Origin of the sequence: Priestia sp. TRN 1309 (assembly GCF_050846875.1) — a bacterium.
GTDB classification, from domain to species: domain Bacteria; phylum Bacillota; class Bacilli; order Bacillales; family Bacillaceae_H; genus Priestia; species Priestia zanthoxyli.
In genome coordinates this window covers 295,402-321,061 of record NZ_JBOZGM010000001.1, presented here as the reverse complement: position 1 = coordinate 321,061, position 25,660 = coordinate 295,402, and the positions used below count along the sequence as shown (strand labels likewise).

Below are 25,660 nucleotides of genomic sequence, written 5' to 3'. Positions count from 1 at the left end.
ACTCCTTAAATTTGGTTGGTTAACTGCTTACTTCTAAGATATCGTTTAGCGAAAGTACCGTATGATTTTCATCGTTGATCGTAAACGATATCTCATTGTTTTTGACGGATGCTGTTGAAATGACTCCTTGCTTTTTATTTCCTTCTTCATCTAACCATGCAGCGGTTTTACCAATTAATTCGCTTCCTTTTAAAATAGGAGAAGCCTGAGACTGCGTTACAAACGTATTGAGCGATGTGCTCATATTTGTCATTTGTTCAAGGGATGAAAACTGAGCCATTTGAGCAATAAAGTCTTTGTCTTCCATTGGATTCATTGGATCTTGATTTTGAAGCTGAGCAATCAAAAGCTTCAAAAAGTCATCTTTGCCAAGCGAGCTGTTTCCCGTTTGCTTCACTTGTGTGTCCCTATTGCTTAAATACAAGTCAGACGTAATTTCATTTGTCATTGTTATCACCTATACGTTGTAGTTAATGAGCGCTGATTCAAAAGAAGATAGAAAGGAAGCCGATTCTTCCAATTGTTGTGAATCTTGATCTTCTTCTTCTTTTTTAAACGCTTCTTTTTCCTGTCTTTCTTTTTGCTGGTCGTTTTCATTGTTATACGACATCGCTTGTTCTGACAGTAGCACATCGATTTTATCAATTGATACATGCTGAGACGCGAGACCATGCCGCAAAGTTGAAAGATTGGAGTCCAATAACTCTTTTGTTTTTGCTGACGATACGACAATTCGCGCAACCGTTTCGCTGTCTTTCTGAAGCATTTCAATTGAAATCGCACCTAGCTGTTTAGGAAATAACTTAATGAGAAGCTTGGATGTTCCCTCTTCGGCACTAAACGAAGCTTTACTCCATACTTTCTCAAGCTCGTTTACCAAATTGCTAGACTGCTGATAGTCTGATTTTGCTTGCCCTAGATAAATAGAGAACTGCTGAAGCTTAGGCATTTCTCCACTTCCAAAGGATGATGCCTGATTCTCTACTGGCGCCCCGGTTGTGTGTGTACCTGCCGGACTTTCGCTATTTTCCAAAAAGCTATTGGTATCTATACTTCCGCTAGGTACAACCACATCTTTTTTCCATGGAAGCTGATTAAAAAACGGTACTTTTTCTTCTTTAGGAAAAGCAGTCATATTTTTCACAGAACTTTCTGAAGCTGTATGAACAGCGTCCATATCCACTTGATCAACCAATACGTGCTGAGACCCGAGAGCCTGCCGTAAACTGAAAAGGTTGGAATTTAACAGCTCTTTTGTTTTTGCCGACGTTACCACAACCTGCGCAATCATTTCATCGTCTTGTTGAAGCACTTCAATTGATATTGTCCCTAGCTGATTTGGAAATAGCTGAATGGAAAGCTTGGACGCCCCCTCTTCAGATCCAACTGAAGCTTTACTCCATATTTTTTGCAGCTCGTTTACCAGATCGCTAGACTGTTCATAATCTGATTTCGCTTTCCCTAAATCAATAGAAAACTGCGGCCTTTTTTCTTCTTTACCAAAAGCAGTCATATCTGTTACTGAACTTTTTGGAGCTGCTTGAACAGTAGCCACATCCACTTCATCAACGGATACATGCTGAGACGTGAGAGCTTGTCGTAATCTGAAAAAGTTGGCATTTAACAGCTCTTTTGTTTTCGCTGACGATACAGCTACTTGTGCAACCGTTTCATTGTCTTGTTGAAACACTTCAATTGAAATCGTCCCTAGCTGCTTTGGAAATAACTGAATGGAAAGCTTGGATGCTCCTTCTTCAATACTGATGGAAGCTTCACTCCATATTTTTTCCAGATTATTTACCAAATCCCTAGACTGCTGATAGTCTGATTTTGCTTGGCTTAAATCAATAGAAAACTGCGGCTCTTTTTCTTCTTTACCAAAAGCATTCATCTCTGTTACAGAACTTTCTGGAGCTGCTTGAACGCCCGCCGCATCCACTTGATCAACCAATACGTGCTGAGACCCGAGAGCTTGTCGTAAACTGAAAAGGTTGGAATTTAACAGCTCTTTTGTTTTTGCCGACGTTACCACAACCTGCGCAATCATTTCATCGTCTTGTTGAAGCACTTCAATTGATATTGTCCCTAGCTGATTTGGAAATAGCTGAATGGAAAGCTTGGACGCCCCCTCTTCAGATCCAACTGAAGCTTTACTCCATATTTTTTGCAGCTCATTTACCAGATCGTCAGACTGTTGATGATCAGAGTTTGCTTGCCCTAGATCAATAGAAAACTCTTGGATCTTAAGCATTTCTCCAGCTCCAAAAGCTGATGGGTTATTTTTTAACGTCAACCCGGCTGTTTTAGCAGTGAAAGAACTTTCACTATCTATACTTGGGTTACCTAAAACCACATCTTTTTTCCATGGAAGCTGATTAAATAGCGGCCCTTTTTCTTCTTTACGAACAGCGCTCATATCTTTTAGAGAATTTTTTGAAGTTGAATGAACAACGGCGAAAAAACCAGCTGAGCGCTTTTCATGTAAGGTATCGGTTAATACACGTGGTTGTTTATGAATTTTCTCTATTTTTTCAACAGCAGCTTTCCGCAAGCCTTGAAGCTGCGAATCTGAAAGCTTCACTGACTGTAGCTGCGGTTTTTGTAGTTCTTCCATCAGCTGAGCAAACTCTGTTTGAAACGCAGACGACGTGTTTTTGCATATAGTCAACAAGCTAGAAATAGAAGACAAATATTGTTCTTGACTGTCTGTTTTAGATGAAACAGGTTCCTGCTGCATTTCTGTTAACACGTGCTGCAGCTTTAGAAGCGGCTGTTCCAAATCTAGACTACTTGGAATACTACTGATCATCTCGGCTAGATGTTCGTATAAGACAGACGGTTCATCTCCTTCATCTCCTTCATATTCTGCTTCGCTTAACTGAATCGCAATTAACCCGACCGCGTTAAAGACGTCTTGATTTATCGCTTGTTCATTCAATGATTTCTCCCGGCTCGCTAAAGGTTGCGCATTTAGCTGCTGAAGCTGTTGAACGATTTCTTCAAAAAAACCCTGAGTCTGAATAACAGCCTCTTTTTCATCGCAGTTTACCTTTGATGCAGCTGCTGGACGTAGTGAAATTTCCACTGTTTTCACCTCTGCTTTTATTCATCAATCTGATCTGTTAACAATGTCGTATAGCGTGCAGCTACTTTCGGATCCATTTTTTCTAAGATTGCCGTTCTTGTACTTGCTTTGAACTGCTTAAGCATCGTGACCGCTTTGTCTTCTTTTAATTCGGCAAAAATGAGCGCTGCATTTTTAGGAGACATGTTTTCATAGGTAGCAATGACATCTTTTTTCGCCAGCTGATTGTTCTTTTGTTTTTTCGCTTCGTCATCGGCTTTTTCTTCCATATCGCGCATTTCAATTTTTAGTTCATCCATTTGACGATCTTTTGTACTGATCGTTTTCTCATAGGCTGAAATTTGCTTTTCTTTCGTGCTCAGCTTCTTTTGAAGGCTCTCAACCTGCTTTTGTATTTCTTCATTGCTTTCTTGAATATTTTCATTTTTTTGTGACTGCTCACTTGATACAAATGGAATGGCGTGTGTAACAGCAGAAACCTTATCATTTATATTGACGCCTAAAAGTGTCAGGACAATGTAAGCTGCCAAGATGAGGAACACCGCTGGAATAAAGATTAAAAATAAAAACACCTGGATTTTACTGTAAGATTTCCCATCTTCATAGTTTTCTTCTTCGTACTCTTCTCTTAATTCTTTTCGTTTAGCCATGTTTTTCACCTAATTTCTATGCAGCATGTACTGCTGTAAAGACAGCTCATCCATTTGCTTCGCTTCTAATTGTTTTTCCGCTGTTATATAAGAATCGTAGTCTTTCTTTTTTAATTTTTCATACTTCTTTACTTCTATATTCTTTTCTTCTAGCTTCAGTTTCTTTAAGTTCATTTGCTGTCTGGCAAACATGACCTCTTGTTGCAGCCTTTCAATCACTCGTTCGGCACTTGTTAAAAACTGCTGAAATGATGTAATTTCTAAAATAGAAAGCCCCTGCTTCATTTTGCCCGTATGCTGTTCAATCAGCGTTTCTTTTTCTTTTAACTTTTTATAAAGCTTTTCACCCGCTGTTTCAAACTGCTGTAAGGACTGATTATATTGAGATAGCAGTTCATCTTTTTCATTTGACTTAATTGCCATTATTTTAGATAACCTAAATTCATATGCCATATTTACTCACCTTTCACAAACAGTTCACAGAGCTTTGTTACACTTGTTTCAAACGATGGATGTTCGTTCGTTTTTTGCTTTAAAAATGCCTCAATGACAGGATGATAGTGGATTGCCTCATCAATGTAAGCAGAAGATCCTCTTTTGTAGGCACCTATGTTAATTAAGTCTTCAGAATTAGCGTAGGTAGCCATTAATGAACGCAGTTTTTCAGCTGCTTCTTTATGCCGTTCACTTACGATATGGTTCATCACGCGACTAACGCTTTTTAAGACATTGATGGCCGGATATTGACCTTTATTGGCAAGCTCCCTGTCTAGTACAATATGTCCGTCTATAATGCCTCGCACCGTATCCGAAATAGGTTCGTTCATATCATCACCGTCTACTAATACAGTGTAAAAAGCGGTAATAGATCCATGTTGATTAGTCCCTGTACGTTCAAGCAGCCTTGGCAAGCTAGCAAAAACAGATGGTGTATAACCTTTGGTAGTCGGAGGTTCACCTACGGCTAATCCAATTTCTCTCTGAGCCATTGCTACACGGGTAACAGAATCCATCATCATCATGACGCTCAGCCCCTCATCTCGAAAGTATTCAGCAATAGAAGTAGCTGTATATGCTGCTTTCATTCGAAGTAGAGCAGGCTGATCCGAGGTAGCAACTACTACAACGGAGCGCTTTAACCCTTCCTCTCCAAGATCTCGTTCAATAAATTCTCTAACTTCTCTTCCTCGCTCGCCTACAAGGGCAATGACATTGATATCTGCTTTTGTATTACGAGCAATCATCCCAAGCAGCGTACTTTTCCCAACACCGCTTCCTGCAAAAATACCTATGCGCTGCCCTCGGCCTACGGTTAACAAACTATCAATCGTCCGTACACCTACTTCAATAGGCTGTTCAATAGCCGGGCGCTCTAAAGGATTAGGGGGGTCTTGATCGGTTAAAACAAAAGGCAAATAATGAGAAAGTTCAGACCCATCTAAAGGGTTGCCTAACGAATCAAGCACTTGACCTATTAACTCTTTCCCCACGCTTACCTGCAGAGGTTTTTCTGTTGTTTCCACTAGGCAGCCAGGTCCGATATATCGAACAGACGTATAAGGCATTAAAACGACGTGCTCACCGTTAAAACCAACAACTTCTGCACGAATTTTATCTCCTCGTTCACTGAGATGAATAAAACAAACATCTCCTATTGACGTTCTAGGTCCTTTAGATTCAATCATCATTCCTACTACTCGGCTGACTTTCCCGTACCGTTTAAAAGAAGATGTGCGCGGGATTTCATGAATGAGTTGTGCGACTTTCATGTTTACTCCCCTCTAACAAACGTTCTTTTAATTTTTTCTTCATTTCCGTTAACTGACTATCAAAAGAAGCAACAAGACGCCCATAAGAGGAATCGATGACACAATCCATTTCCTGAAGATTTTCATCTGCATAAATAAACAGCCCGGTTTCTCCGTTTAATAAATCGAACAGTTCTCGTTTATGTTCACATACATATGCATATTTTTTGGGAGAAACAAAAAGCTGGATTTCTTTATGTTCTCTAACTTCTTTTAAAGACCTTGCAACAAGTGATAAAAATGATTCATCTCTTTGAAGCTGCTCATTTAAAAGCGTTTCTGCTAGGGTGAAACCTAATTCAAAAATGACTTCTTCAGACTGATTTATATATTCGTAGTACTGATTCTTTGTTTCGTCAACAATGTTTCGCGACATGGCTAATACATGTTCGTACTCTTGTTTCCCTTGAAGCAGCCCTTCTTCGTACCCTTCTTCATAGCCGCGTTTTTTTTCTTGTTGAAACAGCAGCACCTTCTCTTCTTCCCACTGCTTTTTCAAACGTTCAACTTCGTTTTGAGCTTGTTTGCGGTAAGCGTCTGCCTCGGCCTTTATCATTTCAGCTTCACTATGCGCTTGTTCAATAACGTGCTGTGCATTTTCTTGCTGAAGATGTTCTTCTGTCGGCTCATCTTGTATCGGAAAACCAAATGGAATGACTTGAATGTGCTTAGCATTTTCGTCTGAAAGTTTGTTCGTATAAGTTGATTTAATGATATTAGACAATAATATCGTCTCCTCCACCTCGAGCTAGTACAATTTCACCAGCATCTTCTAAACGTCTAATTGCAGCAACGATACGTGACTGGGCTTCCTCTACATCTTTCAAACGCACAGGGCCCATAAATTCCATTTCTTCTTTAAACGTTTCCACCATACGGCTAGACATATTTTTAAAAATAATAGATTTCACTTCTTCACTTGCTACTTTTAAGCTCAACAATAAATCATCATTTTCTACATCTCGTATCACACGCTGAATAGAACGGTTATCGAGCGTTACGATATCCTCAAATACAAACATTCGCTGTTTGATTTCTTCTGCTAATGCCGGATCTTGAATTTCAAGCGTATCAATAATAATTTTTTCAGTCGCTCGGTCCACTCCATTTAATACTTCAACTACTGCTTCTAAACCACCTGTTTGGGTATAGTCTTGGGTAACGGTAGCTGAAAGCTTTCTCTCTAAAATTTGCTCCACTTCATTAATGACTTCCGGAGACGTACTTCCCATCGTTGCAATCCGCCTTGCAATATCCGCTTGCCTTTCCTGAGGCAGTGATGATAAGATTTGTCCTGCCTGCGGCGGTTCTAAGTAAGATAAAATAAGGGCAATCGTCTGAGGATGCTCATGCTGAATAAAATTTAACAGCTGCATAGGATCAGCTTTTCTGGCAAAGTCAAACGGACGAACTTGCAAAGAAGAAGTTAATCGATTGATAATCATCATAGCCTGCTCTGGTCCAAGTGCTTTTTCTAACACCTGTTTCGCATAGCTTACTCCTCCTTTTTCAAGGTAGTTTTGAGCAAGCGTTATTTGTTCAAACTCATGAAGCACAGCTTCTTTTAGGGACGGCTCTACCTTTCTCACTGAAGAAATTTCAAGCGTTAGTTGCTCAATTTCATCTTCACTGAGATGTTTATAGATAGAAGCTGATACATCCGGACCGAGAGAAATCAACAAAATTGCTGCTTTTTGCTTTCCAGTTAACTCATTTTTTTGCATAGCCTTTACCATTAGCTTTCCTCCTAATCCTCACTAATCCATGTTCGCAGCAGCTTTGCAAACTCTTCCGGGTCTTGCTTCGCTAACGTTTCAAGATTGCTTTTTGTTTGCTGTTCAGCACTTAAAACAGGGGCTTTTTGTGCCGCTTCATATGCTTCAAAAGTTTCATCATACTCTTCATCATATTCGTCTTCATCTAAGTCTTGACGCCTTTTCCTAACCAACAGCACAATAAGAACAACAATAATAAGCAGCAGTGCTCCTCCGATTATATACATCCACAATGGAATCGAACTTGCTGTGCTGTCAGCTGTTTCTTGTCCATTAAACGGCTGAACGGAAACGGTAATCTTATCGCTGACCGCGTTATCCGAGAGAGCTTTCGTATTTGCATCTTTTGAAATAGAAGTACGGACAATTGTACCTAACATTTTTTGAACGTCTGACTCAAGTGTATCGGACACTTGTGATTTCCCTTTTGCATTGGAGGGATCTATCATTACTTGAATGCCAAGGTCTTGAATTTTGTATGGACTTTCAACGATTTCTTTATGAATTCGATTCACTTCATAATTAATACGTTCTTCGTTTTTTTCGTAGTCTCCGTCTCCACTTGCTGTGCTAGATGAGTAATTTGTTGTATCTTCTTCTCCTGTTCCAGCAACGCCTCCATCTTGAGCATTTTTACCAGAAAATGTTTCATTGATTTTTTCAGCGCTAACGGCAATTCCTTGCATATTATCTTTATCAACAGGCTCTACTAGCTTTTCTTCGCGATTTTCCTGTGTAAAATCAAGATCTGCTGTAACAGAGACCATTACTTTGTCTTGACCGACCAGTCTTCCTAGCATTTGCTGTACTTGACGCTGAATATCCCGCTCAACTTCTTTTTTCGCTTCGTTCTGCGAAGCAAATGAGCTAGAAGCTGAATCCGTTTCATTTCCTTTTAAATCAAAGTACTCAAAATATTGGTTCATAATGACGATATTATCTGTAGGAAGGTTTGGCACACTTTTGGATACTAAATGATAAAGAGATTTAATTTGCTGATCATCAAATTTATAACCAGCCTTTGTATTAAGCACAATCGATGCAGAGGCTTCTCCCTGCTTTTCATTCGCCCATACACTTTCATTGGGAAGGGTAATCATCACTTTTGCATCGTTGACTCCTTGAATGTTTTTCATTAAGTTAGCCAATTCAGTTTGCATCGCATCGAGTTTTAACACATCAAATTCATTGTCTGTCATACCAAAGCTCGCATTTTTCCCAAAAAACGAATAGTCGATACTTCCGCTATCAGGAATTCCTTGTGCAGCTAAATCAACTTTTAGCGAGTCAACGCTTTGTTCAGGCACCGAAATGGTTGTTCCATTATCAGAGATTTCTGAAGGAACGCTTCTAGCATCAAGCTCTGCTTTGATTTGTCCTGTTTCTTGAGCCGATAGATTGCTATAAAGAGGGACAAATTTATCTTTGTTTAAGAAAACAGATGCTAAACTAATGACTAGAATAGCCGCAAGAGGAGCAGCGATAAGGGCTATTTTCTGTCCTTTTTTGCGGTTATTCCAAAAGACTTTCATCTTATCTCGATAAAGAGCTATTCTTTCATTCATGGTATTCCTCCGGTTATTACTATTTTCATTTTCTTTAATAACCGCTCAATTACATTTGCATTCTCATCATTTCCTGATAGGCTTCAACAGCTTTATTGCGTATTTCAAGAGCCGTTTGCATCGTAATACTTGCTTTTTGAGCAGTAATCATTACATCTTGGAGTTCGACATTTTCTCCTTTAGCAAGCTTTTCAGTCGCTATATCCGAAGCGCGTTGAGCATTGTTTAACTCATTGATTGAGTCTTTTAAAAACGTTGAAAACTGTTGAGTTGTTTGTCCAGTGCCAGTCGAAGCGGCTGTTTTTGCTATTGCTATTTGATTGCTGATACCATTAATCATTTTATCGCTCCTTTATTTTCCAATTTCTAACGTCTTTGTTAATATACTTTTGTTTGTATTAAAGACCGTCACGTTTGCTTCATAGGATCGAGTAGCACTAATTAAATCCGTCATTTCCTTTAAAGGATCTACGTTCGGCATCTGCACGTACCCTTGGTCATTCGCATCTGGATGCGTCGGATTATATACTAAATTAAAAGGAATATTATCTTCTACGATATCTGTGACTTTTACACCGTTGTTTTGACTTTTATTGATTTCGGAGTGTAAGAGAGACGAAAAAGAAGGCGAACGATCAGACTGCATGACAACCATTTTTCTTTTGTAAGGCTGCCACTCACCATTAACGTACGTCCCTCTTGTCGTTTCAGCATTCGCCATGTTAGATGAAACAACGTCCATCCTTAAACGATTGGCAGTTAAAGCTGAAGATGTAATATTCATATTTTGAAAAATAGTCAAACTTATTTCCCCCCTCTAATGACTGTTTGAAGAGAATTAAATTTTCCGTTTAAACGATCTACTAGCGCCTCATAGTAAATTTGATTTTCAGCCATATCCGCCATCTCTTTATCCATATCCACATTGTTTCCATTTGCTTGATAGGAAGTGTTTCCTTGCTGGGTAATCACTCGCTGGGATGAATCGGAAAATGGGATATGTTTTGAATCAGTCTGATATGCTTCTAACTCGTTATGTAATAAATCTCGAAATTCACTCGTACGCGATACTGTTTTCGATTTATAATTTGGAGTATCAACGTTTGCTATATTTTGTGCAATCGTCTGCTGCTTTTGTGACGCGTAGCTAATTCCATTTCCAATTGTTTGAAAAGTAGTTGAAAACAAACTCAATTCTTACACCTGCTTACCTATTCTATTTTTCTCAAAAATGAGACAAATTTCGACTTTAGTACCATAGAACTTATTGTAAGAAAAACTTCATGCAATGTCTATCCTTTTTTAAGAACTTTTGGACTATAAACCAAAATTTTCATTCGATTTCCAAGCATATTTTAACATCAATGCTGTACTTTAGCTCTATTTTTTTAATTTAAAATCAAAATACATACCATAAGTCCTGAACAATATGTAATAAAAGTAACGATTTGTAATCAACTAGTATCTTTTTACTATTTAAAGATTCTATAATATAATTTTTAGATTTTTATATGAAGTTTGTTAAAGATTTATAAAAATAGTGAACGAATCGTCTTAACCCAGAGCGAACCTTTTCATACTGAGAGCATATAAAAAAAGCACACGGGCTTTGCCCGTGTGCTTTTTGGTTCATAAACTTAGTTAGATTTTAATTTTTCAAGCTCTACTAAGAATTTGTTGTTAAGAACTTTAATGTAAGTTCCTTTCATTCCTAGCGAACGTGATTCAATAACGCCAGCACTTTCTAATTTACGTAGCGCATTTACGATTACTGAACGTGTAATTCCAACGCGGTCAGCAATTTTACTTGCGACTAATAGTCCTTCATTTCCATTTAACTCTTCAAAGATGTGCTCAATAGCTTCTAACTCACTGTATGATAATGAGCTAATTGCCATTTGTACAACAGCTTTGCTACGCGCTTCTTCTTCAATCTCTTCTGCTTTTTCACGAAGAATTTCCATACCTACTACCGTTGCACCGTATTCAGCAAGGATTAAATCATCGTCTTCGAACTGACGGTCTAAACGAGATAGTACAAGCGTACCTAGACGCTCTCCGCCTCCGATAATTGGAACGATTGTTGTTAGTCCTGCATCAAATAAGTCTTTATTTTCAACTGGGAAAGCTGTATATTGACTTTCAATGTTTAAATTAGAAGATGTTTCTTGAATGTTAAATAGGCTTTGAGTATATTCTTCTGGGAACTGGCGTGCTTCTAACATATCTTTCATGCGCGCATTCTCAATTTGCTGTTTAACAGCGATTCCTAATAATTTACCGCGACGACTTACTACGAATACGTTTGATTCGATCACTTCGCAAAGTGTTTCAGCCATTTCTTTAAAGTTTACTGGTTTACCAGCTGCTTTTTGTAGCATTGCATTAATCTTTCTAGTTTTCCCTAATAAATCCATTAGTACTCTTCCTCCTGCGATTTCAGTTCTATAAAATAAATTGACTCAAATCTTTGTTTTTAGCGATTTTTTCTAATTTTTCTTCCACATACTGCGGAGTAATCACAATTTTCTCTAATGTTACTTCTGGTGCTTCAAACGATAAATCCTCTAGCAAACGTTCTAAAATCGTATGAAGCCTTCTTGCACCAATATTGTCTGTATCTTGATTTACCTGATATGCAATTTCTGCAATCTTACGTATAGCATCGTCAGAAAATTCAATTTGTATACCTTCAGTTTCCAATAATGCCGCATATTGCTTTAATAACGCATTATCTGGCTCTACTAAAATGTTTATAAAATCTTCAACGGTTAGCTTCGTTAATTCAACGCGAATTGGAAATCGACCTTGCAATTCTGGAATTAAATCCGACGGTTTTGATACATGGAAAGCACCAGCTGCTACAAATAAAACATGATCAGTTTTGACTGCACCATATTTGGTAACAATCGTTGATCCTTCTACAATTGGTAAAATATCTCGCTGCACGCCTTCACGTGAAACATCAGCGGAAGATGAATTACCACTTTTTTGAGCAATTTTATCAATTTCGTCAATGAAAATAATTCCGTATTGTTCTGCACGATTCACAGCTTCTTGCGTCACTTCATCCATATCAATCAATTTTTGCGCTTCTTCATTTGTTAATACTTTTCGTGCATCTTTAACAGTAAGTTTGCGCTTTTTTTGTTTTTTAGGCATAAAATTGCTTAAGGCATCCTGCATGTTCATGCCCATTTGTTCCATACCCGAACCTTGTAACATATCAAACATAGAAGGCTGTTGCTCTTCTACTTCAATTGTGACATAATGATTTTCAAGCTCTCCTAGAGCAAGCTGATGAGCAATCTGCTTGCGCTTCGTTGCAATATTCGTTTCCTCATCTTGATCAGGATCCGCATCGCTTGACTGTGTACCGTTTGAAAAAATCATTTCAAACGGATTTTTAAACGATTGCTGCTTCTTTTTGCTTGGAACAAGAAGCTCCACTATCCGCTTGTTTGCATTTTCTTCTGCACGATCACGCACGCCGTTCATTTTTTCTTCTTTCACAAGTCGAACTGACGTTTCCACTAAATCACGAACCATTGATTCCACATCGCGTCCTACATATCCAACTTCCGTAAATTTTGTTGCCTCAACTTTAATAAAAGGTGCACCGACAAGCTTAGCTAAGCGGCGTGCAATCTCGGTTTTACCCACACCTGTAGGACCAATCATTAAAATGTTTTTCGGCACAACTTCATCACGTAAAGATTCGTCTAGCAGACCGCGGCGATAGCGATTTCGCAGCGCAACAGCGACCGCTTTCTTTGCCTTCGTTTGACCAATAATATACTGATCGAGCTTTTCTACAATTTGTCGAGGTGTTAAATGAGAATTCATAAAAAAATCCCCTTTCCTACAGTTCTTCTACAATAATATGATCATTTGTATAAACACATATCTCACTTGCTACATCTAAAGCTGCTTTTGCAATTTCTTTAGCTGTTAAATGTTCGCCTGCATGTTGTTTTAATGCACGTCCCGCTGATAAAGCATAATTTCCGCCTGATCCAATTGCTAAAATGCCGTCGTCCGGTTCAATAACTTCACCCGTTCCTGATACTAACAGTAAGTTATCTTTGTTCATAACAATAAGCATTGCTTCTAACTTTCGCAATACTTTGTCACTTCTCCATTGTTTAGCAAGCTCCACGGCTGCACGCTGAAGATTTCCGTTATACTCTTCAAGCTTCGTTTCAAATAATTCAAAAAGAGTGAATGCATCAGCTACTGAACCTGCAAAGCCGGCAAGAACTTGCCCTTGAAATAGACGTCTTACTTTTCGAGCAGTATGTTTCATCACAACAGCATTTCCAAACGTTACTTGTCCGTCCCCAGACATGGCACATTGACCGTTATGCTGAACTGCAAAAATCGTAGTAGCATGGAAAGTAGACAAATTAACTCCTCCTTTTATGCGCGAGGATGGTGATTCATATAAACTGCCTTTAAACGATCCTTCGTCACATGTGTGTATATTTGAGTGGTTGATAAATGTTCATGACCTAGCATTTCTTGAACTGTACGTAAATCTGCCCCTTCATTTAACATATGAGTCGCAAAAGTATGCCGCAAAACGTGTGGACTAATATGTATATTCTCAGCGGTTTTCTTTACTAACTGATCAATGACTAAGCGTATGCCTCGGTCTGTCAACGGTGTCCCCTTATAATTTAAAAAGAGCGAATGAGTATCAGAAGGAGCCTTTTTTAAAAGAAGCTTTCTTCCATTATCTATATATACTCTAAGAGCGTCCTTGGCATAACAGCCAAATGGCACGTACCGTTGTTTTTTCCCTTTGCCATATACGAGCAAAGTTTGAAGTGAAAAATCTATATCGCTAAGCTTAATAGATGCACATTCACTCACTCGTATTCCGGTGGCATACAGCAATTCTAAGAGAGACTGATTACGCTGCCCTAACGGAGTTGTTAAGTCATTCATTTGAAATAATTTCACAATCTCCTCTTCATACAGGAAGCGAGGATTTCTCTCTTCCTTTTTAGGAAGGGTAACGAGCGCAAATGGATTATCTTCTACTAATTCTTCTCTATTTAAGTAACGATAAAACGTTCTCAAACAAGAAATTTTGCGTGACATCGATCTTTTTGAATACTGCTTTTCATATAGGCGTGTTAAAAACAGCCTTGCATCAGCATATGTAACACTTTGTAGGTTTTGTATTTGCTCTTCCTGCATAAAAGACATGAAGATACCTATGTCTTTTTCATAGCAGTCAACTGTATATTTTGAATAATTTTTCTCAATTTGTAAATATTCTAGAAAGGAATTTAATACATCTTTAACAAATTCCAATGTTATCACCTCACAAGGGCTACTAAATATTATCACAATTAAGTAGCCCTTGCAAACAATTTTGATTATTTTGTTGTAAAATTCTGAATAGTTTCCAATGCTCGTTTAGCCAGCGTTTCATTTCGTTCTTGTTTGTTTTTGATTCGCACTTCCAATTCTTTGAATAAGCCAAAGTTGGCATTCATCGGCTGGAAGTTTTTGGCGTTTGTATGTGTGATATAGTGAGCCATACTGCCAATCGCTGTTTCCTGCGGCAATACAACCAATTCTTCACCAAGCACAAGTCGAGCCGCGTTCATTCCTGCCATTAATCCGCTCGCAGCTGATTCTACATATCCTTCTACTCCCGTCATTTGTCCAGCAAAGAATAAGTCATCACGCTCGCGATATTGATACGTAGGCTTTAACAATTTAGGAGAATTAATAAACGTATTTCTATGCATAACCCCGTAGCGTACTACTTCTGCATTTTCTAAACCTGGGATTAAGCTTAATACTTCTTTTTGTGCTCCCCATTTTAAATGTGTTTGGAAACCTACAATATTATATAGTGTACCTGCTGCATCATCTTGACGAAGCTGAACAACTGCATAAGGTCGCTTTCCTGTTTTCGGATCTTCTAACCCAACTGGTTTCATTGGTCCAAAGAGCATTGTTTTTTCTCCGCGTGAAGCCATTACTTCAATTGGCATACATCCTTCAAAATAAATTTCTTTCTCAAATTCTTTTAAAGGAACCGTCTCTGCATTGATTAATGCTTCATGAAAGCGCTGGAATTCTTCTTTTGTCATCGGACAGTTTAAATAGGCAGCTTCCCCTTTGTCATAGCGAGATTTAAGATATACTTTATCCATATCAATGCTGTCTTTTTCAATAATAGGTGCAGCCGCATCGTAAAAATATAAATAATCTTCACTTGTTAACGCGCGCAGCTGTTCCGATAAATCTTTTGACGTTAGCGGACCTGTTGCAATAACAGTTGGTCCCTGTGGAATTTCCGTAATCTCTTCATTAACAACCGTTACGTTCGGATGGTTTTTAACGCTTTCCGTCACACGAGAGGCAAATTCGTGACGATCAACAGCCAGTGCTCCACCTGCTGGAACCGCACACTCGTCTGCTGAACGAATAATGACAGAGTCTAATAATCGCATTTCTTCTTTTAGCACACCCACTGCATTTGTTAATGTATTCGCACGCAGTGAATTACTACATACTAATTCAGCAAATTTGTCCGTATGATGAGCAGGTGTTTGCTTTACTGGTCTCATCTCATAAAGACGGACTTTCAAACCGCGCTTTGCGATTTGCCAAGCTGCTTCACTTCCAGCAAGACCTGCTCCAATAACATTAATTACTTGTTCATTCATTGTAAATCCTCCAACTTCATTTCTATCTTTTCTATCATTTTGCTTATTCATTCACTTGTCTTTTCCTTTTTTAACGGGACAAAGAAAATGCGACATTACTCAATGTCGCTAATAACGTTTCCATTTTAGCACATGAAGCAATGTCGCCGCATCTTATATAACTGCTATTTTTAAATTTAAAGTGTGGGAATTCATCCCATTCTCTTTTACTGCTGAGCTTCCTCTTTATAATCACAACTTGTACAGACGACTTGAGTTCCTTTTTTCTGTTTCTTCTCTACAAGCAGATTTTCACATTTCGGACATTTTCTTGCAATCGGTTTATCCCAAGATACGAAGTCACAGCCCGGGAATCGATCACAGCCATAAAATGTACGCTTTTTCTTCGATTTTCGCTCAACGATATTTCCTTCTTCACATTTCGGACACTTTACGCCAATCTCTTTTACAATTGGCTTCGTGTTGCGACAGTCAGGGAAATTAGAGCATGCCATAAATTTTCCGTAGCGTCCCATTTTGTATACCATAGGTGAACCGCATTCTTCACAGTCTTCTCCGGCAGGTTCATCTTTAATCTCCACTTCGCGCATTTCTTTTTCAGCATGTTCTAAGCGTTTTTCAAAATCACTGTAAAATTCGTCAATAACACGCACCCATTGAACATTACCATCTTCCACTTCATCCAAATCGTTTTCCATTTTAGCTGTAAACTCTACATCTAAAATTTCCGGGAAAAACTCCAATACAAGCTCTAGTACAATTTCTCCAAGTTCTGTTGGAACAAAACGCTTGTTATCGAGCGCTACGTATCCGCGCTTTTGAATCGTATCAAGTGTTGGAGCATATGTAGACGGTCGGCCAATGCCTAGCTCTTCTAATGTCTTAACTAAACGAGCTTCTGTATATCTTGGCGGCGGCTGTGTGAAATGCTGCTTTTCATCGATGTCCTTAGAATAAGCTACTTCTCCTTCTTCTAAGTCTGGAAGAAGATTTTCTTTTTCCTCCACTTGATCATCATTGCCTTCAACATACACTTTCATAAAGCCTGGAAATTTAACTTTTGAGCCGTTCGCTCTAAATGTTACGTCTCCATTTTTCAAATCTACAGCCATTGTATCCATAATGGCAGGTGCCATTTGACTAGCAACGAAGCGCTCCCATACTAACTTATACAGTCGATACTGATCACGCGATAAGAACTCTTTTACCTCTCCTGGTTTACGAAGAGCTGAAGTTGGACGAATCGCTTCGTGGGCATCTTGCGCATTTGAATTCTTCTTTTCTTTACGCTTTTCCGTTGCCACAAACTGATTTCCGTACGCGTTCGTAATGTAATCTCTAGCTTCTGTTTGAGCTGTTTCTGAAATACGAGTAGAATCGGTACGCATATACGTGATAAGACCTACTGTACCTTCTTTTCCTAAATCAATTCCTTCATATAATTGCTGCGCAATCATCATCGTTTTTTTCGCTCGGAAGTTCAGTTTCCGTGCTGCCTCTTGCTGTAATGAAGACGTGGTAAAAGAGGGAGCCGCATTACGCTTTCGCTCACGTTTTGTTACTTTAGAAATTGAAAATTCGTTTCCATCTAATTGTTTAACAATGTTGGTTACATCATCTTCATTCGATAGCTCTACTTTTTTCCCTTGATATTCGATTAACTGGCCTTCAAACTGGTCGTTCCCTTTTTGAAAAGTTGCTTTTACCGTCCAGTATTCTTCTGGGATAAACTTTGCAATTTCTTTTTCACGATCAATAATTAACCGCACTGCAATTGATTGAACCCTTCCGGCACTTAATCCTTTTTTCACTTTTTTCCACAGCAATGGACTGATATTGTAGCCAACCAGCCTGTCAAGAATACGTCGTGCTTGTTGAGCATCTACTAAATCCATATTAATTGCTCGTGGATGTTTAAAAGATTCTTTAATCGCTTCTTTTGTAATCTCGTTAAACACTACGCGGCAGTCCGATGCAATGTCTACATCCAAACTGTGCGCCAAATGCCATGCAATCGCTTCTCCTTCACGGTCTGGATCGGCTGCTAGGTAAATCTTTTTTGCTTTTTTAGCCGCTGTTTTTAGTTCTTTTAAAACCGGGCCTTTCCCGCGAATTGTAATATATTTCGGGTTGTAATCTTGTTCAATATCAATTCCCATTTGACTTTTAGGTAAATCGCGAACATGTCCCATCGATGCTTTTACTTTATATTTCTTTCCTAAATAACGTTCAATTGTTTTAGCCTTTGCAGGCGATTCTACAATTACTAGGTAGTCAGACATCTATTTGTTCCTCCTCAAGAGGTAGAATAAAATCTTCATTATTATTAAATATTTGGTTCTTGTTTGTCAAATGTCAAAAAGATAAGTCATACGATTTTCCTACGTATCTCACTAGTATTTCATACCATGCAAGAATATGACTACTTTGAAACATTCATCTTATATACATCATTTCATCTGTAATATCAGCAGCGCTTTGCACAAGTTTTGCCCCTAATTGGATTAACTTATTCGTTCCACATGATGTTTCTTCAAAAATAGAACCCGGTATGGCAAATACTTCTCTTCCTTGCTGAAGCGCCTGGTCGGCGGTAATAAAAGATCCACTTCTTTCTTTTGCTTGCACCACCAACGTGCCTCCTGTTAATCCGCTAATGATTCTGTTTCTGCGAGGGAAAAACCATTTCGTCGGCTTCATAAACGGGGCATATTCAGAAAGCAGCAAATGATGCTGCGCAATTTCTCTTGCTAAATTTTGGTTTCCTCTTGGGTAAATATTATAAAACCCTCCGCCTAAAACTGCAATCGTTTTAGCTTTTTCAGCGATAGCCAGTTCATGAGCAGCCTGGTCAATTCCTAAGGCTAGCCCACTCACAACGACAAATTCTTCATGCAGCATCGGCTTAACAATACGAGTTAAAGCTGCAGTTCCATATGAAGTAGGATTTCTTGTTCCTACAACGCTTAAGCTTGCCGGAGCGTGTAGAAGAGACAAGTTCCCCCTTGCAAATAATACCCAAGGCGGATCATAAATATGGCGCAAAAGTTCAGGATATTCATCATCTAAGATGGTGACACATCGAATATTCTCAGCGTCATATTTATCTAGAATATCTCGTATTGGAATAGTTTGCAAATCTTTTTTTATTTGATTAGCACGTTCAATCGAGAGAGTCAATAGTTTTTGAAGCTGTGATGGAGAGTACTCGTAGAGATTTTGTAATGAAGAATTCTGTTGAAGTAGCGTAAAAATTTGTTTCCAATTAACAGATGGACAATGTGCTAAATGAATTAATTTTTCCCGTAAACCAGACATTCTACAATCTCCTTTTTAAATGGACAAAATAGCCCCCGGTCAAAGGAGGCTATATGTCTTCTATTAATGAGTCTTACACTGCTCGTAAATGCCTTGTTCTTTTAACACTTTAATAAGTGTTTCTCCCATAACAGATGGTGTTTCAGCTACTTGGATACCGCACTCATTCATTGTTTTAATTTTTTCAGACGCTGTCCCTTTACCACCTGAAATAATCGCACCAGCATGGCCCATACGTTTTCCTGGAGGCGCTGTTTGACCGCCAATGAAGCCAACAACAGGTTTTGTCATATTTGCTTTTACCCATTCTGCCGCTTCTTCTTCTGCTGTACCGCCGATTTCCCCAATCATAATTACTGCATACGTATCTTCATCTTCATTAAACGCTTTTAATACATCGATAAAGTTCGTGCCATTCACCGGGTCACCGCCGATACCAACAGCTGTTGATTGGCCAATTCCAGCTTCAGAAAGTTGGTGAACAGCTTCATATGTTAATGTACCAGAACGCGAAACTACACCTACATGACCTTTTTTGTGAATGTACCCTGGCATAATGCCAATTTTACATTCTTCCGGTGTAATAACACCTGGGCAGTTAGGCCCTACAAGACGCGTACGTTTTCCTTCCATATAACGTTTTACTTTTACCATATCTAATACTGGAATACCTTCTGTAATACAAATAACTAAATCTAAATCTGCGTCAACTGCTTCAATAATGGAGTCAGCTGCGAATGCTGGTGGAACATATACAACAGAAGCCGTTGCGCCTGTTTTTTCTTTCGCCTCGGCAACCGTATTAAATACCGGAACACCTTCTACTTCTAAGCCGCCTTTACCCGGCGTTACGCCACCAACAATTTTTGTTCCATATTCTAACATTTGCTGTGTGTGAAAAAGGCCAACTCCGCCTGTAATTCCTTGTACAATTACTTTTGTATCTTGATTAATAAATACGCTCATTCCTATCCCCCAGCCTTTCTATTTCACTAGTGAAACGATTTTTTGTGCGCCGTCTGCCATAGATTCAGCAGCTGTGATATTTAAGCCTGATTTTTGTAAAATTTCTTTTCCAAGTTCAACGTTTGTTCCTTCTAAGCGAACAACTAATGGAAGGCTTAATCCAACTTGTTTTGTTGCTTCAACAACACCTGTTGCAATAACATCACATTTCATAATTCCGCCGAAAATATTAACGAAAATACCTTTTACATTTTGGTCAGATAAAATAATTTTAAATGCTTCTGTTACTTTTTCAGCAGTTGCGCCGCCCCCAACATCCAGGAAGTTAGCAGGGTCGCCTCCGTAATGCTTAATAATATCCATCGTTGCCATCGCTAAACCTGCACCGTTTACCATACAACCGATATTACCGTCTAGTGAAATGTAGCTTAAGTCGTATTTAGATGCTTCAATTTCTTTAGCATCTTCCTCTTCAAGGTCACGATATTCAAGAATATCTTTTTGGCGATACAGCGCATTTGAATCAAAGTTTAACTTCGCATCCAATGCCATAACGTCTCCGTCACCTGTTACAACTAGAGGGTTAATCTCTGCAATTGAGCAGTCTTTTTCAACAAATACTGTATATAAACCTGTCATGAATTTAACTGCTTTTCCAACTAATTCTTTTGGAATATTAATATTAAATGCAAGTCTGCGAGCTTGGAATGCTTGTAAACCAATCGCAGGATCTACATATTCTTTAAAGATTTTTTCAGGCGTTTTTTCCGCCACTTCTTCAATTTCAGTTCCACCTTCTTCAGAACCCATCAATACAACTTGAGACGTTGCACGATCAAGAACTAAACCGATGTAGTATTCTTTCTTAATATCGCATCCCTCTTCAACTAACAAGCGCTTAACTTCTTTTCCTTCAGGGCCTGTTTGGTGCGTTACGAGGGTCTTTCCTAAAATATCTTGTGCATATGTACGAACTTCATCTAAGTTTTTTGCTACTTTGACACCGCCCGCTTTACCGCGTCCACCAGCATGGATTTGTGCTTTCACCACTGATACTTGTGAACCTAATTCCTTTGCTGCTTCAACTGCTTCTTCAACAGTAAAAGCTACTCGACCGTTTGGTACTGCAACCCCATATTTTCTGAGTAGTTCTTTTCCTTGATACTCATGGATATTCATTTCCCATCCTCCTAACATAATCAACCACAAAACTATACTGCACAAAATAGACTGCGCTTTCATTGTATAAAAATAATTGTCTAATTGTCTACTATTCTAGTGAAAAATATTGAAATAATAAGAAAATTGATATTTTTATGGAGATAGTACTTAACCATACCTTATGAAGTAGATGAGGCTCTGCGGACGTTAAACGTGTGGTTGATCATGTAAATCAACCTTCATAACTAAAGCACACTGAGAGGAAAATAATTTACGAATTTTTCCCGCTGCAATATCTCCGCTTACATAGGCTATATTCTTTTTAAGCCTAGAATCCCGCATTGAAACATGCGCTAAAAAGCAGAGATATGTTCGGGTATCATGTTCTAGTTTACTTGGTTTTTTATCGGTGCAAAAGATCGGCGGTGTTCTGGCAAAATTCCATATTGTTCGATTGCTTCTAAATGTTGTTTTGTTCCATATCCCATATGTTTTTGGAATCCGTATGCAGGATAGCGTTCACCAAGTTCTTTCATCATTCGATCTCGCGTCACTTTTGCAATAACAGAACTTGCAGCAATTGAAATGCTTGTAGCATCGCCTTTAATGATTGACTGCTGCGAAATAGGCACCGGCAGCTTCATCGCGTCAATGAGCAGTTCATCAGGCTGAACTGCCAGCAGTTCAATGGCTTCAGTCATTGCCTTTTTTGTCGCTTCATAAATATTAATAGAATCAATGACCTCTGCGTCTATAATCCCTATACCGATAGCGACAGCTTTTTTACAAATTTCTTCATAAAACGCTTCTCGCTTTGCTTCTGATAACTTCTTTGAATCCGTCAGACCAGGGAGAAAAAAATCGGGAGGCAAAATAACAGCAGCCGCTACTACCGGTCCTGCTAACGGTCCTCTTCCTACTTCGTCTACTCCGGCAATATAAGTTGCTCCTTGCCTATATAATTCATTTTCATATGCCATCATTTCATCAAACTGTTGCTTCAAGCGCTCAGCCGCTTCAAATTGCCTTTGTTTTTGAATAATAACCTGCTGCACACCTTTACGCTCATCTTGCGCATATGCCTTAAATAAAGCATCTTCCGGGCTTCTCACTTGCTTTAGTTCCTCTTTTATTTCCTTAATACTCTTTTTCATTAGCTCCACCTTCTTTATATCAACATTTTCACGCGGCACTTTCACATAAAAAACGCCTCATGCTGAAAAGGCAGAGGCGTTTTTTGCTTCAGTTCGCAATGTGTTGCTTACAGCTGTTGTTCAGCTTCACTTGGATCATCAAATGTAAAGGTGCCAATTTTATCCGTTCGAATTTCTCGAAGAACAAGCTCAGCTGTTTTATCGTAATCCACCATGCCGCCACCCATTAAACAGCCGCGGCGCGACCCAATTGCATCAAAAAGCTCTACAATGTCTTCAGGGATTTCATTTAAATCATAACGCTGCTTTAATTGTTCTGGGTAATGGCTAGTTAAGAAGCGCAGCGCATAAACAGCGACATCTTGCATATTTAAAATGGTATCTTTGATAGCACCCGTTGTCGCAAGCTTATATCCAACTGTTTCATCTTCAAACTTAGGCCACAAAATACCTGGCGTATCAAGCAGCTCTAGCTCGTTTCCTACCTTAATCCACTGCTGTGCCTGCGTCACACCTGGACGATCTCCCGTCTTGGCGATTTTTTTGCTGGCAAGGCGATTAATTAGCGTTGATTTACCGACGTTAGGAATCCCTACAATCATCGCACGGATAGCGCGGGGTTTTTTAACTCCTTTTGCGCGCATGCGGTCAAACTTCTCTTGAAGAAGTTCTTTAGAAGACGAAACAATTTGTTTCATTCCTTTACCTGCTTGTGCGTCAATAGCTAAGGCATAAATACCTTGTTCTTTGTAATAATCTAACCACTGCTGAGTGACGCGCGGATCCGCTTTGTCCACTTTATTCAACAATACGATTCTGGGCTTGTTCACAATAATCTCATCAATCATTGGATTTCGCGATGATTGCGGAATGCGTGCATCAACCAGTTCGTATACAATATCAATCAATTTTAGCTTTTCAGTTACTTGTCTTCTGGCCTTGGCCATATGGCCAGGAAACCATTGAATTGTCATATTTTACTCACCTTTTATATTTTACTTTGCAAAACGCGCTTCTTTAATCGGCCAGTATACGGCACTCGTTTTACCAAGCACCTTGTCCATACTCACAAAGCCAATCTGACGGCTGTCTTTACTGTAGCGTCGATTGTCTCCCATCACGAACAAATAGCCTTCTGGCACGGTCTTTTTACCCGTTACGTCTTCTAGTTTAAAATCTTCGGTTAAATTACCGTCAATCACTTCTTTTTTATACTGATCTAAATAGGGCTCTTTATAAGCTTTTCCATTTACATATAGCGTATCATTTCGATACTCAATATGATCACCCGGCAGTCCGATAATACGTTTTATGTAATCTTTTTCCGCTGTAGCATGAAAAACAATAATATCAAAGCGATCAGGATCACCAATCTTATAGGAGAACTTATTTACAATCATTCGATTTTGGTCATGCAGCGTAGGCATCATAGAAAGTCCATCTACTACAATCGGTGCAAACAAAAAATAGCGAATTACAACAGCTAACAGTACGGCAATGGCGATTGCTTTTATCCATTCCCACAGTTCATTTTTCTTTCGAGCCATCTTCAGTCCTCCAACTCTTATGTCATACCTTTATTTTAAACGATAATGTTTGAAACGCCTAATAAATAAATAGAATAAAAAAATGATGACTTGTACGTCTATTTTTCACTGTCAGAGAACGAATCGTTCTAAAAAAACATTTGAAAAAAGGAGCTTGTTTAAACAAGCTCCCCTTTACTATTATCGAATTTCTTTAATACGCGCAGCTTTACCACGTAATTCACGTAGGTAATAAAGTTTCGCACGGCGTACTTTACCGCGGCGCATTACTTCGATTTTTGCAATTTTTGGCGTATGAAGTGGGAATGTACGCTCTACACCTACACCGTAAGAAATCTTACGTACTGTAAATGTTTCGCTGATACCACCGCCACGACGCTTAATAACAACACCTTCAAATACCTGAACACGTTCACGAGTACCCTCAACGATATTTACGTGTACACGTACAGTATCACCAGGACGGAACGTAGGAAGATCTGTTTTTAATTGTTCTTTTGTAATCTCTTCGATTAATTTTTGCATCGCGTGTTTCAACTCCTTCCAACAGACGCTCATACCAATGCTTTTCAATCATTGCAGCGGAACATCGTTATAGGTGACCAGACATCTGCCCAAGCCACAAAATCTATCTTAGCACACTCTTATACCGTATGCAACAGAGTTTATGCATAAATTTTATGGATTTATGAAAGGTTGTTTTCCTCTTTTAATTGAGCTACTAGTTTCTTTTGCTCTTCCGTTAGCTCCATCTTTTCAAGCATATCCGGTCTTCGAAGCAACGTGCGCTTTAAAGACTCTTTTTGGCGCCACTGTTCAATTTTTTTATGATTTCCTGACATAAGTACTTCAGGAACTGTTAAGCCTCTAAAATCAGCAGGACGCGTATAGTGGGGGTGCTCTAGTAAACCTGTACTGTGTGAGTCTTGTACAGCTGAATGATTATTGCCAAGCACATCAGGAAGCAGGCGAACAACGCTATCGATCACAACCATTGCACCAAGCTCTCCTCCAGTTAATACATAGTCACCAATTGAAATTTCATCAGTTACCAGCTGCTCACGAATTCGTTCATCATATCCTTCGTAATGACCGCAAATAAAAATTAAATGCTCTTCTGCTGCTAGTTCTTCTGCTTTTGCCTGTGTATAGCGTTCGCCCTGCGGACAAAGCAAAACTACCCGGGGCTTCTTAGCTGTTTCAGTCAGCTTTTCTACAGCGTCAAAAATAGGCTGAGGTGTCAATACCATTCCAGCACCTCCGCCGTAAGGATAATCGTCCACATTTTGATGTTTGTTCGTAGAATATTCTCGGAAATTAACTACATTCAGTTCAACCGCATTTTTTTCCTGTGCTTTTTTCAAAATTGATTCACCAAAAACACCGTCAAACATAGAAGGAAATAGCGATAGTACATCAATTTTCATTAGTCCAATAACCCTTCCATTACTGTAATAACAATCTCTTTTTCCTCTATATCAATAGATTGTACAACGTCGTCGATGTAAGGAATAAGAACTTCTTTTCCGCCTTTTTTAACGACCCACACATCATTAGCTCCCGGCGTTAAAATTTCTTTGACCGTTCCTACCTCTACTCCGTCTTCTGTTTTTACTGTACAGCCAATAATTTCGTGGAAATAAAATTCACCGTCTTCTAAATCCGTTAGCTGCTCCTCAGGAATTTTCACTTCGCAGTTTTTGTACTGCTCAACATCATTTACGTTGTGATAGCCTTCGAATGTAAGCAGATCAAAATTTTTATGCCTGCGATGGCTTGCTACCGTTACTTCCACCGGCTCGCTTTGCTTTTCTTTGAAGATATAAAGTTTATTTCCTTTTTCATAGCGCTCATCAGCAAAATCCGTAGTTGATACAATACGAATTTCTCCTTTTACACCATGGGTATTCACAATTTTTCCAACCTTAAACCATTTCAT

Annotated in this window: 26 protein-coding genes; all 26 read right to left on the bottom strand. The window is 39.0% G+C overall.

The window, feature by feature from the left end:
* Window positions 1-19 precede the first annotated feature (19 nt).
* The 26 genes from flgD to rimM all read right to left on the bottom strand — a co-directional run bounded on the left by flgD (window position 20) and on the right by rimM (window position 25,660).
* Window positions 20-448 (bottom strand): flagellar hook assembly protein FlgD, encoded by a 429-nt coding sequence (gene flgD, locus ACRPLQ_RS01665; protein ID WP_033579782.1) that lies wholly within the window; start codon window positions 446-448, stop codon window positions 20-22.
* A gap of 9 nt (window positions 449-457) precedes the next feature.
* Window positions 458-3,085, bottom strand: coding sequence for a flagellar hook-length control protein FliK (locus ACRPLQ_RS01660; RefSeq protein WP_432235643.1), 2,628 nt, complete (start codon window positions 3,083-3,085; stop codon window positions 458-460).
* 17 nt (window positions 3,086-3,102) lie between these two features.
* Window positions 3,103-3,735: a MotE family protein gene (locus ACRPLQ_RS01655; protein ID WP_432235642.1), complete on the bottom strand. Its 633-nt coding sequence runs from the start codon at window positions 3,733-3,735 to the stop codon at window positions 3,103-3,105.
* Window positions 3,736-3,744: 9 nt separating this feature from the next.
* Window positions 3,745-4,188: a flagellar export protein FliJ gene (gene fliJ / locus ACRPLQ_RS01650; RefSeq protein ID WP_028411429.1), complete on the bottom strand. Its 444-nt coding sequence runs from the start codon at window positions 4,186-4,188 to the stop codon at window positions 3,745-3,747.
* Between the two features lie 2 nt (window positions 4,189-4,190).
* A complete protein-coding gene (gene fliI / locus ACRPLQ_RS01645) occupies window positions 4,191-5,504 on the bottom strand; it encodes a flagellar protein export ATPase FliI (protein WP_432235641.1) in 1,314 nt (437 codons plus the stop codon).
* A complete protein-coding gene (gene fliH / locus ACRPLQ_RS01640; RefSeq protein ID WP_033579779.1) occupies window positions 5,479-6,267 on the bottom strand; it encodes a flagellar assembly protein FliH in 789 nt (262 codons plus the stop codon). The genes fliI and fliH overlap by 26 nt, the downstream gene beginning before the upstream one ends.
* On the bottom strand, window positions 6,260-7,279 hold the full coding sequence (gene fliG, locus ACRPLQ_RS01635) for a flagellar motor switch protein FliG (RefSeq protein ID WP_025750326.1): 1,020 nt from the start codon (window positions 7,277-7,279) through the stop codon (window positions 6,260-6,262). Before fliG ends, fliH begins: the two co-directional genes overlap by 8 nt.
* Before the next feature lie 11 nt (window positions 7,280-7,290).
* The gene (gene fliF / locus ACRPLQ_RS01630; protein WP_048019845.1) at window positions 7,291-8,883 is read right to left on the bottom strand and encodes a flagellar basal-body MS-ring/collar protein FliF; all 1,593 of its coding nucleotides are present in this window, start codon (window positions 8,881-8,883) and stop codon (window positions 7,291-7,293) included.
* Window positions 8,884-8,932: 49 nt separating this feature from the next.
* A complete protein-coding gene (gene fliE, locus ACRPLQ_RS01625; RefSeq protein ID WP_028411433.1) occupies window positions 8,933-9,223 on the bottom strand; it encodes a flagellar hook-basal body complex protein FliE in 291 nt (96 codons plus the stop codon).
* Window positions 9,224-9,235: 12 nt separating this feature from the next.
* Window positions 9,236-9,685: a flagellar basal body rod protein FlgC gene (gene flgC / locus ACRPLQ_RS01620; protein ID WP_289578387.1), complete on the bottom strand. Its 450-nt coding sequence runs from the start codon at window positions 9,683-9,685 to the stop codon at window positions 9,236-9,238.
* Window positions 9,686-9,687: 2 nt separating this feature from the next.
* Complete coding sequence (flgB, locus tag ACRPLQ_RS01615; RefSeq protein ID WP_432235640.1) at window positions 9,688-10,077, bottom strand: flagellar basal body rod protein FlgB; 390 nt, start codon at window positions 10,075-10,077, stop codon at window positions 9,688-9,690.
* 443 nt (window positions 10,078-10,520) lie between these two features.
* Complete coding sequence (gene codY, locus ACRPLQ_RS01610; RefSeq protein ID WP_013058882.1) at window positions 10,521-11,300, bottom strand: GTP-sensing pleiotropic transcriptional regulator CodY; 780 nt, start codon at window positions 11,298-11,300, stop codon at window positions 10,521-10,523.
* Between the two features lie 28 nt (window positions 11,301-11,328).
* Window positions 11,329-12,729: an HslU--HslV peptidase ATPase subunit gene (hslU, locus tag ACRPLQ_RS01605; RefSeq protein WP_013084801.1), complete on the bottom strand. Its 1,401-nt coding sequence runs from the start codon at window positions 12,727-12,729 to the stop codon at window positions 11,329-11,331.
* A 16-nt stretch (window positions 12,730-12,745) separates the two neighbouring features.
* The gene (gene hslV, locus ACRPLQ_RS01600; RefSeq protein ID WP_013058884.1) at window positions 12,746-13,288 is read right to left on the bottom strand and encodes an ATP-dependent protease subunit HslV; all 543 of its coding nucleotides are present in this window, start codon (window positions 13,286-13,288) and stop codon (window positions 12,746-12,748) included.
* A gap of 14 nt (window positions 13,289-13,302) precedes the next feature.
* On the bottom strand, window positions 13,303-14,205 hold the full coding sequence (gene xerC / locus ACRPLQ_RS01595) for a tyrosine recombinase XerC (protein ID WP_014458427.1): 903 nt from the start codon (window positions 14,203-14,205) through the stop codon (window positions 13,303-13,305).
* Between the two features lie 65 nt (window positions 14,206-14,270).
* Window positions 14,271-15,575: an FADH(2)-oxidizing methylenetetrahydrofolate--tRNA-(uracil(54)-C(5))-methyltransferase TrmFO gene (gene trmFO / locus ACRPLQ_RS01590; protein ID WP_028411436.1), complete on the bottom strand. Its 1,305-nt coding sequence runs from the start codon at window positions 15,573-15,575 to the stop codon at window positions 14,271-14,273.
* A gap of 206 nt (window positions 15,576-15,781) precedes the next feature.
* Window positions 15,782-17,857 carry a type I DNA topoisomerase gene (gene topA, locus ACRPLQ_RS01585; RefSeq protein WP_028411437.1) on the bottom strand — a complete coding sequence of 692 codons (2,076 nt, stop codon included), beginning with the start codon at window positions 17,855-17,857 and terminating at the stop codon, window positions 15,782-15,784.
* 154 nt (window positions 17,858-18,011) lie between these two features.
* Window positions 18,012-18,893: a DNA-processing protein DprA gene (gene dprA / locus ACRPLQ_RS01580; protein WP_033579776.1), complete on the bottom strand. Its 882-nt coding sequence runs from the start codon at window positions 18,891-18,893 to the stop codon at window positions 18,012-18,014.
* 63 nt (window positions 18,894-18,956) lie between these two features.
* Window positions 18,957-19,859: a succinate--CoA ligase subunit alpha gene (sucD, locus tag ACRPLQ_RS01575; RefSeq protein ID WP_013058889.1), complete on the bottom strand. Its 903-nt coding sequence runs from the start codon at window positions 19,857-19,859 to the stop codon at window positions 18,957-18,959.
* 18 nt (window positions 19,860-19,877) lie between these two features.
* The gene (sucC, locus tag ACRPLQ_RS01570; protein ID WP_013058890.1) at window positions 19,878-21,038 is read right to left on the bottom strand and encodes an ADP-forming succinate--CoA ligase subunit beta; all 1,161 of its coding nucleotides are present in this window, start codon (window positions 21,036-21,038) and stop codon (window positions 19,878-19,880) included.
* 368 nt (window positions 21,039-21,406) lie between these two features.
* Entirely contained in the window at window positions 21,407-22,174 is a 768-nt protein-coding gene (locus ACRPLQ_RS01565; protein WP_432235639.1) for a ribonuclease HII, read from the bottom strand.
* 107 nt (window positions 22,175-22,281) lie between these two features.
* Window positions 22,282-23,148 carry a ribosome biogenesis GTPase YlqF gene (ylqF, locus tag ACRPLQ_RS01560; protein ID WP_025750333.1) on the bottom strand — a complete coding sequence of 289 codons (867 nt, stop codon included), beginning with the start codon at window positions 23,146-23,148 and terminating at the stop codon, window positions 22,282-22,284.
* A gap of 21 nt (window positions 23,149-23,169) precedes the next feature.
* Window positions 23,170-23,721, bottom strand: a complete 552-nt coding sequence (lepB, locus tag ACRPLQ_RS01555) for a signal peptidase I (RefSeq protein ID WP_013058893.1) — start codon at window positions 23,719-23,721, stop codon at window positions 23,170-23,172.
* Window positions 23,722-23,901: 180 nt separating this feature from the next.
* Complete coding sequence (rplS, locus tag ACRPLQ_RS01550; RefSeq protein WP_013084808.1) at window positions 23,902-24,246, bottom strand: 50S ribosomal protein L19; 345 nt, start codon at window positions 24,244-24,246, stop codon at window positions 23,902-23,904.
* A gap of 161 nt (window positions 24,247-24,407) precedes the next feature.
* Entirely contained in the window at window positions 24,408-25,148 is a 741-nt protein-coding gene (trmD, locus tag ACRPLQ_RS01545; protein WP_014458419.1) for a tRNA (guanosine(37)-N1)-methyltransferase TrmD, read from the bottom strand.
* On the bottom strand, window positions 25,148-25,660 hold the full coding sequence (rimM, locus tag ACRPLQ_RS01540) for a ribosome maturation factor RimM (RefSeq protein ID WP_028411442.1): 513 nt from the start codon (window positions 25,658-25,660) through the stop codon (window positions 25,148-25,150). Before rimM ends, trmD begins: the two co-directional genes overlap by 1 nt.

Excerpts from the sequence above, each read along its gene's own strand:
- ACRPLQ_RS01565 (WP_432235639.1), bottom strand. The coding sequence starts at position 22,174 with ATGAAAAAGAGTATTAAGGAAATAAAAGAGGAACTAAAGCAAGTGAGA.
- topA (WP_028411437.1), bottom strand. The coding sequence starts at position 17,857 with ATGTCTGACTACCTAGTAATTGTAGAATCGCCTGCAAAGGCTAAAACA.
- hslU (WP_013084801.1), bottom strand. The coding sequence starts at position 12,729 with ATGAATTCTCATTTAACACCTCGACAAATTGTAGAAAAGCTCGATCAG.
- ACRPLQ_RS01655 (WP_432235642.1), bottom strand. The coding sequence starts at position 3,735 with ATGGCTAAACGAAAAGAATTAAGAGAAGAGTACGAAGAAGAAAACTAT.
- fliE (WP_028411433.1), bottom strand. The coding sequence starts at position 9,223 with ATGATTAATGGTATCAGCAATCAAATAGCAATAGCAAAAACAGCCGCT.
- trmFO (WP_028411436.1), bottom strand. The coding sequence starts at position 15,575 with ATGAATGAACAAGTAATTAATGTTATTGGAGCAGGTCTTGCTGGAAGT.
- sucD (WP_013058889.1), bottom strand. The coding sequence starts at position 19,859 with ATGAGCGTATTTATTAATCAAGATACAAAAGTAATTGTACAAGGAATT.
- fliJ (WP_028411429.1), bottom strand. The coding sequence starts at position 4,188 with ATGGCATATGAATTTAGGTTATCTAAAATAATGGCAATTAAGTCAAAT.
- fliI (WP_432235641.1), bottom strand. The coding sequence starts at position 5,504 with ATGAAAGTCGCACAACTCATTCATGAAATCCCGCGCACATCTTCTTTT.
- sucC (WP_013058890.1), bottom strand. The coding sequence starts at position 21,038 with ATGAATATCCATGAGTATCAAGGAAAAGAACTACTCAGAAAATATGGG.
- dprA (WP_033579776.1), bottom strand. The coding sequence starts at position 18,893 with ATGTCTGGTTTACGGGAAAAATTAATTCATTTAGCACATTGTCCATCT.
- fliG (WP_025750326.1), bottom strand. The coding sequence starts at position 7,279 with ATGGTAAAGGCTATGCAAAAAAATGAGTTAACTGGAAAGCAAAAAGCA.
- flgD (WP_033579782.1), bottom strand. The coding sequence starts at position 448 with ATGACAAATGAAATTACGTCTGACTTGTATTTAAGCAATAGGGACACA.
- ylqF (WP_025750333.1), bottom strand. The coding sequence starts at position 23,148 with ATGACAATTCAATGGTTTCCTGGCCATATGGCCAAGGCCAGAAGACAA.
- rplS (WP_013084808.1), bottom strand. The coding sequence starts at position 24,246 with ATGCAAAAATTAATCGAAGAGATTACAAAAGAACAATTAAAAACAGAT.
- fliF (WP_048019845.1), bottom strand. The coding sequence starts at position 8,883 with ATGAATGAAAGAATAGCTCTTTATCGAGATAAGATGAAAGTCTTTTGG.
- lepB (WP_013058893.1), bottom strand. The coding sequence starts at position 23,721 with ATGGCTCGAAAGAAAAATGAACTGTGGGAATGGATAAAAGCAATCGCC.
- rimM (WP_028411442.1), bottom strand. The coding sequence starts at position 25,660 with ATGAAATGGTTTAAGGTTGGAAAAATTGTGAATACCCATGGTGTAAAA.
- codY (WP_013058882.1), bottom strand. The coding sequence starts at position 11,300 with ATGGATTTATTAGGGAAAACTAGAAAGATTAATGCAATGCTACAAAAA.
- trmD (WP_014458419.1), bottom strand. The coding sequence starts at position 25,148 with ATGAAAATTGATGTACTATCGCTATTTCCTTCTATGTTTGACGGTGTT.